Below are 14891 nucleotides of genomic sequence, written 5' to 3'. Positions count from 1 at the left end.
GCGGCTCTTTTTCTTTTGGAAAACATCTCCCAGAATGGCTGTATTTACTTGTCTTTCAGTTTAATAGAATATGATACAGTGAGATGGAGGAGTGAGAATATAATGAAGGAATTACAAGAAAAGATAGAAGATTATACTCGGTTCGGACAAATTCTTCTCGCTGTCAGTACATTGTTAATGGTTGGCTTATTGATTCCGACTGGAGCAAAAGAAACGATACAATTTTTTGTTATGATGGGGAGCATCGTTATATTTTTAAGTTTATCTTTCTTTTTCTTTCAGCGTGTGAAAGTGATGCGAGACAAGTTAGAGGGAAACGAATGCGAATAATATTGATAAATAGTGCGTTACAAAAAGAAGGAATCTTTTTTGTAACGCTTTTTGTTTTTTTCTAGAAAATGTATGTGTTTTATATTGACAATGATAATCCTTATCAATTAAAGTAGAATAGTAGTTAATGATTATCATTATCAATTAGAGGTGGAAGAATGAAAAAATCTATTACGCTATTTACAGCGATTTTATCTGTTTTTTTCTTATTAATAGGTTGCAGTGCAAAAGGAGACGAAAAAGCAGCGGCAACAAAAACAGAAAAAGGAAAAGAGAAAATAGAAGTTACCGACCTGTCAGGGAGAAAGGTAACATTCGATAAAGTGCCAGAGAGTTTTGCAACATTAAGTATGGGAGACATGAATATTATTCATGCTTTAGGCGGAAAAATAGTGGGTCGTCCGGATGCAAAAATAACTCTTCCAGAGGATATAAAGAAAGTACAAGTAATCGGGAATGCACATCAGCCGAATTTTGAGCAAATTGCTAGCTTAAAGCCCGATGTACTTATTGCTAATAATGGGTTCCAAAAGAATGTTCCAACGGTTGAAGGGCAAGGAACGAAAGTAATGATTTCTTCTGCGAATTCTGTACAAGATATTCAAAAGAATATTGAACTATACGGAACGATAATGAAGAAAGAAGATAAAGCGAAAGAACTTAACCAAAAAATTACGAATCAAATGAAGACATATGAGAAAAAGAGTGATGTGAAAGCATTGCTAGTGTATGGAGCACCTGGTACTTATTTAGCAGCATTACCAACCTCTTTATCAGGTGATATTTTAGAAAAAACAGGTGGGAAAAATATTGCAGCTGATTTTCCAGAAATGAAGGAATATCCGCAATATGCACAGCTAAGTGTAGAACGCATTATTGAAGCGAATCCTGATGTAATTTATTTAATTACACATGGAGATCCAAATAGCGTTAAAAAAGCATTTGAAGGCGAAATGATGAAAAATGAAGCGTGGAAAAATTTAGATGCAGTAAAACAAAATCGCGTAGTTATTTTGCCACCAGACTTATTTGGATCAAATCCTGGAACAAAAGTTACAGAAGCGATGGACTTTATGTATAAAAGTATACAAGATGTAAGGAAATGATAAGTATGGAAAGTAGTGAAGTAGTAAGGGAAAAGGAACATCCTTTTGCGAAAAAAAGAGGGGGAATAGCAGTTACTTTAGTTGTATTAACGGTTTTATGTCTTTTTTACGGTCTTTTCGCAGGAAGCCTATCCTTTTCTTTACGAGATATTGTAACAGGGATACAAGATGAGGGTTCGACAGTTCATCGAATTGTATGGGACCTTCGTATACCGAGAGTGCTCGTTGGATTTATAGTAGGAACATGTTTAGCTGCATCTGGTGCACTGCTGCAAGGAGTGATGAGAAATCCTCTTGCAGACCCTGGTATTATCGGGGTGTCATCTGGAGCAGGCCTTGTCGCAATTGTAATTATGATTTTATTCCCTCAGCATATGGCGTTTTTACCACTTGGTGCGTTTTTAGGAGCTTTCATAACGGCGATGATCATTTATGCTTTATCATGGCAAAAAGGGGCACCACCTTCAAGAATTGTCTTAGTAGGTGTGTCAATTAATGCATTAATAGGTGCAGCGACGTCAGCATTAATGTTATTACATAGTGACAAAGTACAATCCGTGTTACCGTGGTTAGCGGGTGGTATTGGCGGTGTAAGTTGGGCACATTTAAACATGATTATTTATTATGCAATATTCGCTATTATATTGGCCTTCTTCGGTATCAAGCATATTCGAGTATTAATGCTTGGAGATGAAATGGCGAAATTATTAGGTCATAACGTGGAGAGAAGCCGTTTTTATTTAATAGTAGTAAGCACATTATTAGCTGGAATAGCAGTTAGTGTTTCTGGTCTTATTGGATTTGTCGGCCTTGTTGTACCACATATGTTACGTTTATTAGTTGGAAATGACTATAAATATTTACTGCCATTATCATGCCTTGGTGGAGGGATATTACTTGTTTTCGCGGATGCGATAGCTCGAAGTTGGTTTGATCCAATTGAATTGCCTGTCGGTATTTTATTATCCTTCTTAGGCGGTCCGTTCTTCTTATATTTAATTCATAGAGGGGGGAAACAGCGTGATTTCCGTTAATAAAGTGTTTTACGCACATCCTGAAAGATTTCAAATGCAAAATATGAATGTACATATTAAAGCTGGAGAGGTCGTTAGTTTAATTGGACCGAATGGATCTGGGAAATCTACTTTGCTTCGTTTAATAGCAAGACTACTTAAACAAAGCGAAGGGGATATCGTTTTAGATGGAAAAAGTATTCATACGATGAAAAGTGCCGATGTAGCGAAGCAATTAGCGATGTTACCACAAATGCATGATCATCAATTAGATTTAACAGTGAAAGAATTAATTGAATTTGGAAGAGGCCCTCATAAATCATGGAGAGATCGCTTAAATAAAGAAGATGAAGAAATTGTTGATTGGGCATTGTCTGTTACAAATCTTGAAGGGTATGAATATCGTCTTTTACAATCTTTATCAGGAGGGGAAAGACAACGTGCTTGGATTGCAATGACGCTAGCACAACGTACGAACGTCTTATTATTAGATGAGCCAACAACTTTTTTAGATATCGTTCATCAGTTGGAAGTAATGGAACTTGTGAAACGATTAAACGAGGAATTTGGCATGACAATTATAATGGTTTTACATGATATTAACCAAGCGGCTCAATATAGTGATCGTTTACTCGTATTAAAGCGAGGGAAGCTTCAGTATGACGGTATACCAGAAGAAGTGTTATGTCATGAAATGTTTCAACATGTATTTGGCATAGATGTAGATATTTTTCAAGGAAGCGACAAGCCATTTTTTACACCGAAGCGAATTTCTAAAAAAGGAGGAGCAAGATGCGAACAGAAGAACGTATTACCACTGAGTTAGTAAGGGAATTTGTTATGGCAGCTCACGGAGATTTAGAAAAAGTACAAGAACTGTTGGCTGAATCGCCAAGTTTACTTCATGCCTCTTACAATTGGGGCGGATCAGATTGGGAAAGTGCGTTAGGAGCAGCGGCACATGTAGGGCGTAAAGATATTGCTCTTTATTTATTAGAAAAGGGTGCTCGAATGGATATTTTCGCGGCCGCTATGCTTGGAGAATTAGAAGTTGTACAAGCTATTTTAGTAGCACAACCAGAAGCATTACGTGCATCTGGCCCTCATGGTATTTCTCTTCTTCAACATGCACGAATGGGTGGAGAAAAAGCACAGCGTGTATTTGACTACTTAATGGTGCTTTCTTAATGATCGCTAAAGTTCTTATGTGCGGTAAACTTTTCACTTTCATATAATTGGAAAGTTTACCGCCCGTTAGAACGGGATAAGTATCTAGTATATTTGAAAAGCCTACACCCCCCTCAATTGTAGTTTTCTTTATGCTAGTTATGATATGGAGGCAGTAGACAATATTTGTCTACTGCCTTTTTTAAATTATTTAGAGATTGAATATTCTGTATTTCGCCTTTGGTTCCTTTATAATAGATAGTAACATTAAGTATATATCCAAAACATGATCGTGTAGGTAAGTACAAATTCGTGGGAAGGAGTGCAGAAATGTTTCATACAGATCGTTTACAAATTCGTAAATATACAATGGATGATTTACAGTTCTACGCTTCATTATGGGGAAATGAGAAGGTAATGCGCTATATTGGAAATGGGACGTTAAAAACATATATGCAGTGTAAAAAAAGTTTGGAAGAGTGGGTGATTCCTAGCTATAAAAACGGTCTCGGTTTATTTGTATTGATTGAAAAGGAAACGGGAATACGAATTGGTCATGCAGGATTAGTAAAGCAGCAAATAGATGGAAAAGAGGAAATTGAAATTGGTTATTGGTTATTACCTCGGTATTGGGGAAAAGGGTATGCGAAAGAAGCAGCGGCAGCATTTCGAGATTATGGCTTCCAAGCGTTACGAATGAATAAATTAATTTCTCTTATTAATCCGGATCACCCCGCCTCAATCTTTGTTGCTAGAAAAACGGGGCTTAGTTATGAGAAAACAACTTCATTTCATGGGATGGATGTTCTCGTTTATTCCATTAGGCGCATTGAATGAAAAAAGGTTAATTGCATCTTTTGAAGAATGGTATATAAAAATAAAGGGGGGATTACATGTACATTTATCATAATGGACTTATTATTCGTGAGGGAACGAATGGTGTACCTGCATATGCAATTAAAACTTTATTCGAAGATGCCGGTTGGAGCAATGATAATATCCCTTCTTGGCAAATTGAAAAATTCACGATAGCATTTGAAAATTCAACATGGGCATTCACAATTTGGGATGAAGAAGAGATGATTGCGATGGTTAGAGTCATTTCTGATGGAATCATGGTCGCCAACATAGTAAATTTAGTTGTGAAATGTGAATATAGAGGGAAGGGATTAGGTAAGAAACTTGTTGCTCTTTGTTTGCAAAAATTGCCACATGGTGACTGGTTTGCGCATACTTCTGCGAGTAATTTTGATTTTTATAGAAGTTGTGGTTTTGAGGTGAGAGAATTATCGAGAAATGGAACATGTGCGTACTATGGATACCAAGCTGCAAAAAGAGATGGGCATCGGTAAAGGAGCGAAAAGTAAGGAAATAGTACAGCTATAAGTATTTTTCGTTCTTTTTATAATAGAAAATGAATTGAGACTCATTTTATGATAAAATGAAAGAAAATTCTGTTTATTATTAGAGGGATAAAAATGAGTATAAAAGTTGGGGATGTATTTAAATATGAAAGAAGATTTACTGAGGAAGAGGTTTTTGAATTTGCAAATATTACAGGGGATAAAGGCAGGCATCATATGGAATATGATGAAAATGGACGTTTAATGGTTCATGGTTTATTGACTGCTAGTATTGGAACGAAAGTAGGCGAAGAATTACATTACATAGCAAGAGAATTAGTAAGTGAGTTTATTAGACCAGTTTTTACAGGAGATACGATCACTTGTGAATTAACTTTAACAAATATTGAACAAATGGAAGGATACAAAAAGGTTTCAATCGAGTCAGTTTATCGCAATCAACACGAAAAGACTGTACTAGTTGGGACAAGCTATGGAGTTATAAGAGGATAAAAAGAAGCCTGATTTACAGGCTTCTTTTTGTTTAATAAACACGTTTTCGATTTTCTGCATGACTAGAGATGAGTAATAATGCAGTTTCTTCTCCTATATTACGAACGATATGAGGAACACATGCATTCCAGGAGAAAGAATCTCCTTCTTCTACAATTGCAACATCTTCTCCATGTTGAACTTCTAGTTTTCCACGTAATACAAGGTGACATTCTTCCCCTTCATGGGCATTTGGTGTGTTTTCTTTCGGAAACCCAGCAGGAATTTCTACGAGATTTAGGCGAAGGCCACCTTGCTCTGCAACATGCTCAATTCTTTGTTCATCTTTTCCGTATACACTATATTTACGTTCTACCTTTTTGACAACTTTCAATCGATCTTTTTGTTCTAACAATAAATAGGGAAGAGGAACGTTTAAAAAATTGGAGATCGTTTCTAAAGTTGAGATAGATGGTGATGTTTTATTATTTTCAACCTGACTCATAAACCCTTTAGAAAGACCTGTTCCTTCACAAATTTGCGCGATTGTTATGCCTCTACGCTGACGAATTTCACGTATTGCAGAACCAATATTCATAAAATCAAGCTCCTTTTTATAAACAACTATTTGTATCATAGCAAAAAAAATATATATTTTCCCAGTGAAAATGAATTGACGAATAAAAAAAATTAGTGTATGTTTTGTAATGTAAATAAAAGTTTTGTATAAGAAAACTATAAAGGAGAGAAAGAAATGAATCAACATATTGGTAACTTAATTATTCGTATCGTGTTAGGGGTAACGTTCTTTATGCACGGTTTAACAAAATTCCAATCAGGGATTGACAATATTGCAGGGTGGTTCACAAGCATTGGTTTACCAGGAGGACTTGCATACGGTGTAGCAACAGTTGAATTAGTTGGCGGTCTATTATTAATTCTAGGTTTAGGTGTAAGATATATTGGATTATTATTTGCACTAGTTATGGTTGGAGCAATTGTAAAAGTAAAATGGTCAGCTGGTTTATTAGGAGATGGAAAAAATCCTGGCTTCGAATTAGAGCTTGCATTGTTAGCAATGGGTGCTTACTTATTTGTTGCGAAAGTGGATGGTTTTGTAGATAATTTCTTAAAAGAGAAAATGTCAAAGAAGAACTAATTTAAATGGGAGGCTAACAAGATGAGTTTTCAACTTCATCCCGATACAACACTTGATGTTGTTCATTTATATGTATCAAATATAAAGAAATCACTAGAGTTTTATACAGAAGTACTAAGTATGAAAATACTAAAAGAAGATGAAATGGTCGTTACATTTGGGAATGAAAATAACGAACCACTCCTGATCATTGAAGAAAAGAAAGAAGCCTTACCAAAGCAAAGAGGGAGAACGGGTTTATATCATTACGCAATTTTATTACCGAGCAGACAGGATTTAGCGAATATCCTTCGTCATCTTGTAGAAATGGTATATCCACTGCACGGCGGAGCTGACCATTACTTTAGTGAGGCCCTTTATTTAGCTGATCCAGATGGAAACGGGATTGAAATTTATCATGATCGTCAAAAAGAAGTTTGGCGTGATGAGAATGGAGAGCTACCATTTGTTAGTAACCCGTTAGCTGGTGAAGAATTATTGCAGCAAGGAAGTACATGGAACGGATTTCCAGATGGTACTGTGATGGGACATATTCATTTCCATGTAGCTGATTTGGAAGAAGCGAAACGTTTCTATGTGGATGGTCTTGGTTTTGAAGTAACGATCCCAGCTCGTAATGGGGCGCTCTTTGTATCGGCAGGTGGCTACCATCACCATATCGGTTTAAATACGTGGCAAGGTGAAGGAATACTACCGCAAATGCCAAATTCCGTTGGCTTGAAATATTTCACAATTGTATTAGCAAATGAAAAACAAAAAGAGCAAGTATGTGAAAGCTTAAAAAATATTGGCAAGATTGCTACGTACAAAGATGGAATATTACAAGTAGAGGATCCATTTGGACATTGTATCCATTTCAAAATAAAAGGAAAAGCCTAATAAAGGCTTCTCCTTTTTACTTTCTTATAATGGCTTTTTCATTTTGGACAAATAGCTCATCAAATTGCTTCGCAAGCTCAAAATCGAGTTTCGTTAAACCTTTTGCATTCCAAGATGACAAAGTAATAATGACTGCTTTATACTGGATAAGGATAAATGGGTGGTGATTATGTTCTTCTGATAGTTTGGCGGCTTCAGAGACAAATTCGACTCCTTTTAAGTAGTCGGAAAACATATATTTTCTTTCAATCCATTTTTCATCTTTTACTACCCATTTATCTAACTTCAATAATTCCTCTTGAACTTCTTCTTCAGTTAATCGTAGCATCATTTTTCACATCCTTTACTGGAAGTAGCGTAAGACCATTGTTAATAAGACGTGTCACAGCTTCATCAGTTGTGAAAGTAGAAAGTTGTTGTAATAATGCTTCTGATGTTTCATGCCCTTTGTTATGTTCTAAAAGCAATTCTAATATTTCAAGGCGAAGTAACCATTCTTTCGGATACAATTTATTTAATACCTCTTGAATTGCTACTAATTGCTCGATATGCGCGTCGTGTAAAATACCTTCATTTCGAATGTCACGAACGGTTTGATACATACGTTCAAGTTCATTCAGTACAAGTGGAGCAGGTATTTTTTGAACTTCTTCATCCGTTGGGAAAAATGCTGCAGCATCTGCGGCACCTGGGAATACCGAAGTAATTGTTGAACCAACAGCCATATCAAATGCGCCCCATGAAGCATCAAATAAAACGCGGTCGTTATAAGTAACTGTGCAACTGATAAAGGAAATAAGCGCAATTTTTTTATCGTTTTTTACAATATCAGTCACTGTTCCTTTTACATGAATACCACTTGCAAAAGTAAACTCAGCAACATTTCCAATTGTAATTCCTAATGATTGTAATTGTTCATCTGTACAATTTTCTAATGCAATATTTTCAGTGAGTAATCCAATTGGTGTTCCAAACCCGTCACTGTGTACAGACGTAGAATGATTCGCTAGCTGTTTATTGTGAATTGCTAATGCTGTTGGCGAACTCGTTCGCATGTAGATCAATTCACCTGCATCGTTTTCAATTGTCTCGGTAAATGTGCCTGTAATTTGTAATCCGTTATTTAATTCAGCAGTTGCATGATTTTCAGAGCGAATTGCTTTTTCTAATCCTTCTTTACCACCTGTTTTAAAGGCCATCGTTTCAGAGAATTTCTCAAGTGCTTCTGTTAATTCTTCAAATGATTCGCAAACAAATAGTTGTGGTTGCATTTTTGTTACGTCATAAGTTGTACTTGTACATGCCTCTATAGAGAATGGAACCTTTTCTACAGCGTCTGTTAAGCAATGTTTGCTTTCGCCAACAGAAGAAAGGAGACCAGCACCATATATTTTTGGAGCATCTATATTTCCGATTAATCCATATTCTACTGTCCACCAGAAAAGACGTGAAATTTGTTCCGCTTCTGATAAGCCAGAAACTAACTTTTGTTTTTCAAGTACATTATTCTCAGCAGCTGTAACTTCATCAGGAGTAGAAGTAGGGCTTTCTTTTACAATTGTTAATGTACGAACAGCTTCGAATGCATCATGTTCTTCTTTTGTTGAGAAAGCTTTTGCACCAATTTGTCCAAATCGTTTCACATATTTTGCATATGTAGGATCAAGTAAAATAGGTGCGTGTCCTGCTGCTTCGTGTACAATATCTGGAGCTGGTGTATACTCGATATTCTCTACCTTGCGAATATCTGTTGCGATTGGTAATAATCCGTGTCCTTGAAAATCGAAGAAGGCTACGCCAGGAATAAGCCCGTCAATCGTTACAGCACCCCAGCCGCTTGGTGCTAAACACTCATTCATTTCTTCTACCTTTGGAATTGCATCTATATTAATACCAGATGATTGTAATCCGTTCACATAGGCTGGATGAGCAACGTCTTTTAAGAAACTATGATTTTGTCTCATAATGTAACGCCACACAGCGTGATTCACCGGTGTATATTGATCATAATGCTGTGTGGATACGAATGGTTTTAAATGCGATGGAATTTCTGTTTTCTTTGTCATTTAGACATCCTCCTTTTTTTAAATAAAATTAAGTATCGGTTTCGTATAGCTTGTATCACCCCCTTTCAAAATTGTAAGCGCTTATAAAATTTTATCATAAGATTCGGAATTATTTAACATTTGTTTCTGTGAGAAATAGAAAAAGCCCCTATCGGAAAATCCGATAGGGGCGAAAGAATCGCGGTACCACCCTATTTGTAAGTGAAAATATACTTACATCTCAATTAATGATAACGGAAAAACTCCGTCTTTTCCTTCATGCCTATAAGCACTACGAAAAAGAAGCTCCAGAATTGTAATTCATACTTATATATGTGCTAATTTCCACCGACCATTAGCTCTCTGTAACAGGGATATAAGATACTACTGCGATTCTTTCAACGCGTATATTATGAAATTATGTAAAAGGATGGACGCAAAAAAGTCCCTATCGGAAAATCCGATAGGGACGATAAAAATCGCGGTACCACCCTATTTGTAAACAAGTAATTGTTTACCACTCACTTTAAGATAACGGAAAGATCCGTCTTTCTCTTCATGCATAAAAAGCATTACGGGAAAGAAGCTCCAGAATTGTAATTCACGCTTGTATATGTACTGATTTGCACCAACCATCAGTTCTCTGAGACAGGGATATAAGTCGCTACTAGTATTCCTTCAAAGCCGATATATAATTCGTTCAACTAAACTATGTTTTGTATTATAAAACTATATTAAAAAAATTGTCAACAATAATTTTTTATTTCACATCTAAATCAACATTTAAATTAGATGTATTTCCAGCTGCATCAGTTGCTACAATATGAATTGTATTCTTTCCTTCTTGTAATTGACTACGATCGAAATAAATGCTGTAATTTTTCTCCCAAGGATTTAGGAACACACTTTCCCATACACCATTTCCGTTGATTTCATATTGCATTCTCACTGGAATACCAGGTGCTACCCAACCAGATTCTGTCATCCAATCTAGCAGGATATCATCCACTTTTCCTGTAATTACAAGGTTTTCTTGGTCAACTTCGTATGTTAACTTAGGTGCAGTTCGATCAAGAAATACAGCAGCTGTTTGTTTCGTTTCCCCACCAGAATTAGAGGCAACTGCTTCGATTTGGTATAGACCGTCAGCTAACGGAGTACCATCTGTTTTTGTACCATTCCATTTGAAAGGTTTGTATCCAGCTGTTTCATTTTTAGCTTGATGGATAATCCCTTGGTACGTTACACGTTCTTTTGTAACTAAATTTGCATGCAATGTTACATCATCTACAGGTGCAACTAAATAGTAGTTGATGAGATTATCGTCTAATATTTGGTCACCATTTGGACTAAAAGTAGAATTAATAATTTCGAGTCCATCTATACGTTTGTAATCTTTAGGATCGATACTAAATGTAAATGGAATGCGAGTTTCTTCATTCTTACCTTGTTCTTTTACATACACATTTCCAGTATATACACCTTGGGGTAGCGAACTATCGACAGTGATAGTAAATGGTTTTTCGGTACTACTATTCGGCTGTATGCTAATCGATGAAGGTACAGAAGTTTTTACTTTTGTTTTTGTGTTTGCATCTAGCAATTCCACACGAGTTGAAAAACTTTTCTTTTTACTAGATAGATTTTGTAACGTAATATTTTGCGTCAGTTTTACTTTACCACTGTTTGGCTTAATAAGACCGAAGCTCACATTGTTAGGTTTGACTAATACATCTGTTTGAGCTGCTTTCGGGATGTTAATTAAACCAGATCCTTGCGCCATGACAGGATATGTATTTTCATTTACATCTTTTAAAGTTTTTGCTGTATTGGAAAGAGATGCTTTCAATTGTTCTGGCGTCCAATCAGGGTGCATTTGACGTAATAAAGCAACAGCTCCAGCTACTTGAGGGGCAGCCATACTGGTTCCGTTGTGAGACTCATAGCCACCTCTAGGTACAGTACTCGTAATTTGTACTCCTGGTGCAACGATATCTGGTTTTATAAGCCAACTACCTTGTGATGGTCCTCTAGAACTAAAGTTACCAATTAATTCAGTTGGAACTGGTTGTCCAATTTTTATATTTTTCTTGCGCTTTGTAATTAAGTTTTTTAGCTCTTCACCATTTGAATTTGATAATTGCATAACTGGAAGAGCTAGATTTTCTCGTGCAAAGTATTCAGGCATAATATTGATTTCTTTTTCGTTAGAAATTAATAGTACACCAATTGCACCAGCTTGTTTCGCTTGTTCAGCTTTTACTAACGTACTTGAAGTACTTTGTAAAACAAGTGCAAACTTTCCTTTCACATCTTGTTTTGCATAATCGCTTGGATTACCATAGCCAACATATACAAGTGGAGAATCATTACCTATTGGGAAATCCGATCTTGATAACGGTAATCCTTGATATGTTTTGGTAGAACCAGCTACTTGGAATGTTGGAAACGGGATAGAAACTGTAGATGCTCCAACTGATATAACACTACTTGCATTGGCGGGGGCATCAACAGACCACGGTTTTGGGCCATCATTTCCATTTGAAACGACTGCAGTAACCCCAAGCTTTGCTGCACGTTCTAACGTTAAAGTTACAGGTTGATCAGGTACATTTAAATCTTGTCCAAGAGACAGATTTAACACATCAGCACCATCTTGAATTGCTCGTTCAATACCTTGAATAATATCGTCTGTTGTACCAGTTCCACCGTCATTCATGACACGATAGGCTAAAATAGAAGCGTTTGGAGCAACGCCCTTAATTTTTCCATTACCAGCAATAATTCCTGCTACATGAGTACCATGTACGTTACCATCCATAGGATCATTATCTTCATCGACTGTGTCATATCCACCAATATAATTTGCTTTTAAGTCAGGATGTGTATAGTCTACGCCAGAATCGATAATTGCTACTTTCATCCCTTTTCCATCAAGAGGTTTGCCAGATGGGTCTTTTAAATTCCACGCTTCAGTTGCACCAATTGTCGGTCCGCCGATGTTTGGTGCTTCTTCATTAGTAGTACTTTTTGATGTTTCATGTAGTTTATATGTTAAGTTCGGATAGACTGCTTTTACTTCAGGTAAAGAAGCAAGAGCAGTAATTTGATCTCCAGGAACTGAAATAGAGAATCCGGAAAATAACGTATTATACACTTCTTTAATTTTTGCACCAGGTGCTTTTTCTTTTATTTTCTTAGTCGTATCTTCTTGTGCTTTTTTTAGCTCGGCATGATAAGACTGTGCATGATTACTTTGTAAATCTGGAGCATGCTGAATATTACCTTGTGCTGCGAGAGGTGCATGTTGCAATTCTACAATGACTGAAATTTCTTTTGCAGTTTTTGTTTCAACATTTTGCGCAATTTTATTTTCTCCCCACTGTTCAATCGTTGTTTTTAGTTGTGGACTAAATTGCTTCTCCTTTTGCAGTGATTCAGCATGTGCGCTTAAAGCTCCAAAACTGGAAAAGACGAGCGCCATACTTAATAGTGTAGATGTAGTTTTTTTCATTGAAACTCCCCCTAATAAAAAGTGCTAATATTCCGAAAAATAATCTTGCAAATTTATCCGACTTTAATGGGCAGTAAGACCCCCACCTCAAAATGCAGCGAAAGCAAAGAAGTTAGGTGGGGGCCGGGCTGCCCATAAAAGTCCGATTGGTTCAACTAATAATCAGTGGGGGATGAAGAAAACCCCCACTGATTAAAGTTTCACTTTATCCCGAATTACATAATCGGATGTTAGCTAAACTATATTTTCGACATAATTCATACCAATCCTCTATGAATTTGAAATTTCTTGGGAAATTTTTTCTGATTATGTCGAATAGGTATTTTTTACATATTGTAGGTGGACATTGAGGAATGCTAGGAAGGAAATGGAGGGGTGTTATGAAAAAGGTTATAGTAAGTGCCATCGTAGTATTATTTATATTTTTAAGTTCAATTACTATTATTAAAGCAGAAAATAGTGGTGTGAAAATTGCTTTTGTTCGTCATCATGACCTTTGGATTAAAATTGATGGAAAGGAAAAACAAATAACAAAAGGTGAATACATAATAGGGCCGAAATGGTCTCATGATGGAGAATGGATTGCCTATGTTAAAGGGAAGAAACAAAACACCTTGGAATTGTACCGACTGGAAGATGGAAAAAAAGTTAGGCCATTGCAATCTGAAGTATCAAATTATCAATGGTCACCGAAAGAGAATACAATTGCATTTGTATTTGCGAATACGTTAAATACGTTTGATGTTCAAAAAAAGAATGTGGATTTTGAAAATGTATCGGCAGGTGTAGGAGATTATGCATGGTATCCTGATGGAAAGAAGTTTTTTGTATCCTCTGAAGCACACTTACTTCCAACAGGATGGACAGGAGCACAGCTATATGAAGTGCAAAAAGATGCCCATATGAACCCTCATAAAATGAAACATTTGTATGCATTGCCAAATGAACATGATGATTTCCTAGCGCTAGTTGCAAGTGGCTTTAAGTGGTCACCAGATCAAAAGTGGATTTCATTTTTAGCAGTACCGACAGCTTCATGGTCAGCTGATAGTAATACGCTTTGCTTAGTTCGTGCAGATGGCAGTCGGTTTGAAAAAGTAGATCAAATGTTATTAAACGCACAATGGTTTCAATGGTCACCATCAAAAAATATATTAGCTTATATTGAAGGGAGCGGAAGAGTTGCGTTAGAGAATAAACATTTAAAAGTAAAAGAACTGCCGGCACTTCAGCAAAATACTTTTACGCCGAAAGGATATGTCGATTGGGATTTTGCATGGAAGAACGATAACATAATTATCGTCTCTCGAGCAAAAGAGGGAGGATTTGAAACATTGCCAGAAAAAAGGCCACTACCATCTTTATATGAGGTTGATAGTACAAGCAATGTACAGCATCGAATCACAAAGCCACCTCATAAGCAGGGTGATTATCATCCAATCTTTATGAAGAAGAGCAATCAATTAATATGGATACGTTCAGACCGTAAGAAAGCAGATGTATGGCTTGCTCATAGAGATGGAAAGCATGAAATGAAGTGGATTGAAAATATAGATGTACCAGAGTGGTATTATGAGAAATGGAATTGGGGAAATGTTATCTCGGTAAAAGAAGAATAAAAAATGTGCCTAAAAGATAATTTTAGGCACATTTTTTATTGGTTATTTATGCGTTTTATTTGGCTTTTTTTTCGCTGGGTTGCCGTTTCCCTGACGCTTTCTGTTCTGTTCATCTTTTGCTTGTTTTTCATGCAGTGTATCTAAAAAATCATTCGAGTTACTCATTTTTCTATCGCTCCTTTCATTTCGTCCTAATTACTATAACCATTTAGGAGGATAATCAT

16 protein-coding genes and 2 other annotated features are annotated in these 14891 nt (G+C 36.3%); of the genes, 11 read left to right on the top strand and 5 right to left on the bottom strand.

Features of this window, described 5'->3' with window-relative positions; genetic code table 11:
• Positions 1-102 precede the first annotated feature (102 nt).
• From PDQ68_RS03755 to PDQ68_RS03720, 8 genes are all read left to right on the top strand, one after another.
• Complete coding sequence (locus PDQ68_RS03755; RefSeq protein WP_000661450.1) at positions 103-330, top strand: YrhC family protein; 228 nt, start codon at positions 103-105, stop codon at positions 328-330.
• A 158-nt stretch (positions 331-488) separates the two neighbouring features.
• Positions 489-1436, top strand: a complete 948-nt coding sequence (locus PDQ68_RS03750; RefSeq protein WP_000748489.1) for a helical backbone metal receptor — start codon at positions 489-491, stop codon at positions 1434-1436.
• Positions 1437-1441: 5 nt separating this feature from the next.
• The gene (locus tag PDQ68_RS03745) at positions 1442-2470 is read left to right on the top strand and encodes a FecCD family ABC transporter permease (protein WP_016718516.1); all 1029 of its coding nucleotides are present in this window, start codon (positions 1442-1444) and stop codon (positions 2468-2470) included.
• Positions 2457-3275, top strand: coding sequence for an ABC transporter ATP-binding protein (locus PDQ68_RS03740; RefSeq protein ID WP_016718515.1), 819 nt, complete (start codon positions 2457-2459; stop codon positions 3273-3275). The genes PDQ68_RS03745 and PDQ68_RS03740 overlap by 14 nt, the downstream gene beginning before the upstream one ends.
• Positions 3242-3637 (top strand): ankyrin repeat domain-containing protein, encoded by a 396-nt coding sequence (locus tag PDQ68_RS03735; RefSeq protein WP_001258459.1) that lies wholly within the window; start codon positions 3242-3244, stop codon positions 3635-3637. Before PDQ68_RS03740 ends, PDQ68_RS03735 begins: the two co-directional genes overlap by 34 nt.
• 309 nt (positions 3638-3946) lie before the next feature.
• Positions 3947-4453 (top strand): GNAT family N-acetyltransferase, encoded by a 507-nt coding sequence (locus tag PDQ68_RS03730; protein ID WP_061184094.1) that lies wholly within the window; start codon positions 3947-3949, stop codon positions 4451-4453.
• Positions 4454-4509: 56 nt separating this feature from the next.
• The gene (locus PDQ68_RS03725) at positions 4510-4968 is read left to right on the top strand and encodes a GNAT family N-acetyltransferase (RefSeq protein ID WP_000276115.1); all 459 of its coding nucleotides are present in this window, start codon (positions 4510-4512) and stop codon (positions 4966-4968) included.
• 126 nt (positions 4969-5094) lie between these two features.
• Positions 5095-5472 (top strand): hotdog family protein, encoded by a 378-nt coding sequence (locus tag PDQ68_RS03720; RefSeq protein WP_000025009.1) that lies wholly within the window; start codon positions 5095-5097, stop codon positions 5470-5472.
• A 31-nt stretch (positions 5473-5503) separates the two neighbouring features.
• On the opposite strand, the gene PDQ68_RS03715 is transcribed toward PDQ68_RS03720, so the two are convergent.
• Positions 5504-6049: a helix-turn-helix domain-containing protein gene (locus PDQ68_RS03715; RefSeq protein WP_001020702.1), complete on the bottom strand. Its 546-nt coding sequence runs from the start codon at positions 6047-6049 to the stop codon at positions 5504-5506.
• 156 nt (positions 6050-6205) lie between these two features.
• On the opposite strand from PDQ68_RS03715, the gene PDQ68_RS03710 reads away from it, so the two are divergent.
• Together PDQ68_RS03710 and PDQ68_RS03705 are read left to right on the top strand one after the other, a co-directional pair.
• Entirely contained in the window at positions 6206-6610 is a 405-nt protein-coding gene (locus PDQ68_RS03710; RefSeq protein ID WP_001071559.1) for a DoxX family protein, read from the top strand.
• Between the two features lie 21 nt (positions 6611-6631).
• Positions 6632-7489 (top strand): VOC family protein, encoded by an 858-nt coding sequence (locus PDQ68_RS03705; RefSeq protein ID WP_061184093.1) that lies wholly within the window; start codon positions 6632-6634, stop codon positions 7487-7489.
• A 16-nt stretch (positions 7490-7505) separates the two neighbouring features.
• Here the strand turns inward: PDQ68_RS03705 and PDQ68_RS03700 are convergent, their stop codons facing one another.
• The 3 genes from PDQ68_RS03700 to PDQ68_RS03690 form a co-directional block, all read right to left on the bottom strand.
• Complete coding sequence (locus tag PDQ68_RS03700; RefSeq protein ID WP_000979541.1) at positions 7506-7820, bottom strand: 4a-hydroxytetrahydrobiopterin dehydratase; 315 nt, start codon at positions 7818-7820, stop codon at positions 7506-7508.
• The gene (locus tag PDQ68_RS03695; RefSeq protein ID WP_061184092.1) at positions 7801-9555 is read right to left on the bottom strand and encodes an aromatic amino acid hydroxylase; all 1755 of its coding nucleotides are present in this window, start codon (positions 9553-9555) and stop codon (positions 7801-7803) included. The genes PDQ68_RS03700 and PDQ68_RS03695 overlap by 20 nt, the downstream gene beginning before the upstream one ends.
• A gap of 162 nt (positions 9556-9717) precedes the next feature.
• Positions 9718-9945: a binding site (T-box leader), on the bottom strand.
• Between the two features lie 51 nt (positions 9946-9996).
• Positions 9997-10225: a binding site (T-box leader), on the bottom strand.
• A gap of 69 nt (positions 10226-10294) precedes the next feature.
• Positions 10295-13048 (bottom strand): S8 family serine peptidase, encoded by a 2754-nt coding sequence (locus tag PDQ68_RS03690; protein ID WP_270786581.1) that lies wholly within the window; start codon positions 13046-13048, stop codon positions 10295-10297.
• Between the two features lie 380 nt (positions 13049-13428).
• Between PDQ68_RS03690 and PDQ68_RS03685 the strand changes: the two genes are divergently transcribed.
• Positions 13429-14667, top strand: a complete 1239-nt coding sequence (locus tag PDQ68_RS03685) for an eIF2A-related protein (protein WP_000756046.1) — start codon at positions 13429-13431, stop codon at positions 14665-14667.
• Between the two features lie 42 nt (positions 14668-14709).
• Here the strand turns inward: PDQ68_RS03685 and PDQ68_RS03680 are convergent, their stop codons facing one another.
• Positions 14710-14832, bottom strand: coding sequence for a DUF4023 domain-containing protein (locus tag PDQ68_RS03680; RefSeq protein WP_000071861.1), 123 nt, complete (start codon positions 14830-14832; stop codon positions 14710-14712).
• Positions 14833-14891: the final 59 nt, after the last annotated feature.

The organism is Bacillus cereus group sp. Bc010 (assembly GCF_027716745.1).
GTDB classification, from domain to species: Bacteria; Bacillota; Bacilli; order Bacillales; family Bacillaceae_G; genus Bacillus_A; species Bacillus_A pacificus.
Note: the sequence above shows the minus strand (reverse complement) of the source record. Positions and strands in the feature narration are given on the sequence as shown.

Coding starts and splice junctions, on each gene's coding strand:
- PDQ68_RS03745 (WP_016718516.1), top strand. CDS start 1,442: ATGGAAAGTAGTGAAGTAGTAAGGGAAAAGGAACATCCTTTTGCGAAA.
- PDQ68_RS03715 (WP_001020702.1), bottom strand. CDS start 6,049: ATGAATATTGGTTCTGCAATACGTGAAATTCGTCAGCGTAGAGGCATA.
- PDQ68_RS03735 (WP_001258459.1), top strand. CDS start 3,242: ATGCGAACAGAAGAACGTATTACCACTGAGTTAGTAAGGGAATTTGTT.
- PDQ68_RS03750 (WP_000748489.1), top strand. CDS start 489: ATGAAAAAATCTATTACGCTATTTACAGCGATTTTATCTGTTTTTTTC.
- PDQ68_RS03755 (WP_000661450.1), top strand. CDS start 103: ATGAAGGAATTACAAGAAAAGATAGAAGATTATACTCGGTTCGGACAA.
- PDQ68_RS03710 (WP_001071559.1), top strand. CDS start 6,206: ATGAATCAACATATTGGTAACTTAATTATTCGTATCGTGTTAGGGGTA.
- PDQ68_RS03680 (WP_000071861.1), bottom strand. CDS start 14,832: ATGAGTAACTCGAATGATTTTTTAGATACACTGCATGAAAAACAAGCA.
- PDQ68_RS03725 (WP_000276115.1), top strand. CDS start 4,510: ATGTACATTTATCATAATGGACTTATTATTCGTGAGGGAACGAATGGT.
- PDQ68_RS03705 (WP_061184093.1), top strand. CDS start 6,632: ATGAGTTTTCAACTTCATCCCGATACAACACTTGATGTTGTTCATTTA.
- PDQ68_RS03690 (WP_270786581.1), bottom strand. CDS start 13,048: ATGAAAAAAACTACATCTACACTATTAAGTATGGCGCTCGTCTTTTCC.
- PDQ68_RS03695 (WP_061184092.1), bottom strand. CDS start 9,555: ATGACAAAGAAAACAGAAATTCCATCGCATTTAAAACCATTCGTATCC.
- PDQ68_RS03730 (WP_061184094.1), top strand. CDS start 3,947: ATGTTTCATACAGATCGTTTACAAATTCGTAAATATACAATGGATGAT.
- PDQ68_RS03685 (WP_000756046.1), top strand. CDS start 13,429: ATGAAAAAGGTTATAGTAAGTGCCATCGTAGTATTATTTATATTTTTA.
- PDQ68_RS03720 (WP_000025009.1), top strand. CDS start 5,095: ATGAGTATAAAAGTTGGGGATGTATTTAAATATGAAAGAAGATTTACT.
- PDQ68_RS03700 (WP_000979541.1), bottom strand. CDS start 7,820: ATGATGCTACGATTAACTGAAGAAGAAGTTCAAGAGGAATTATTGAAG.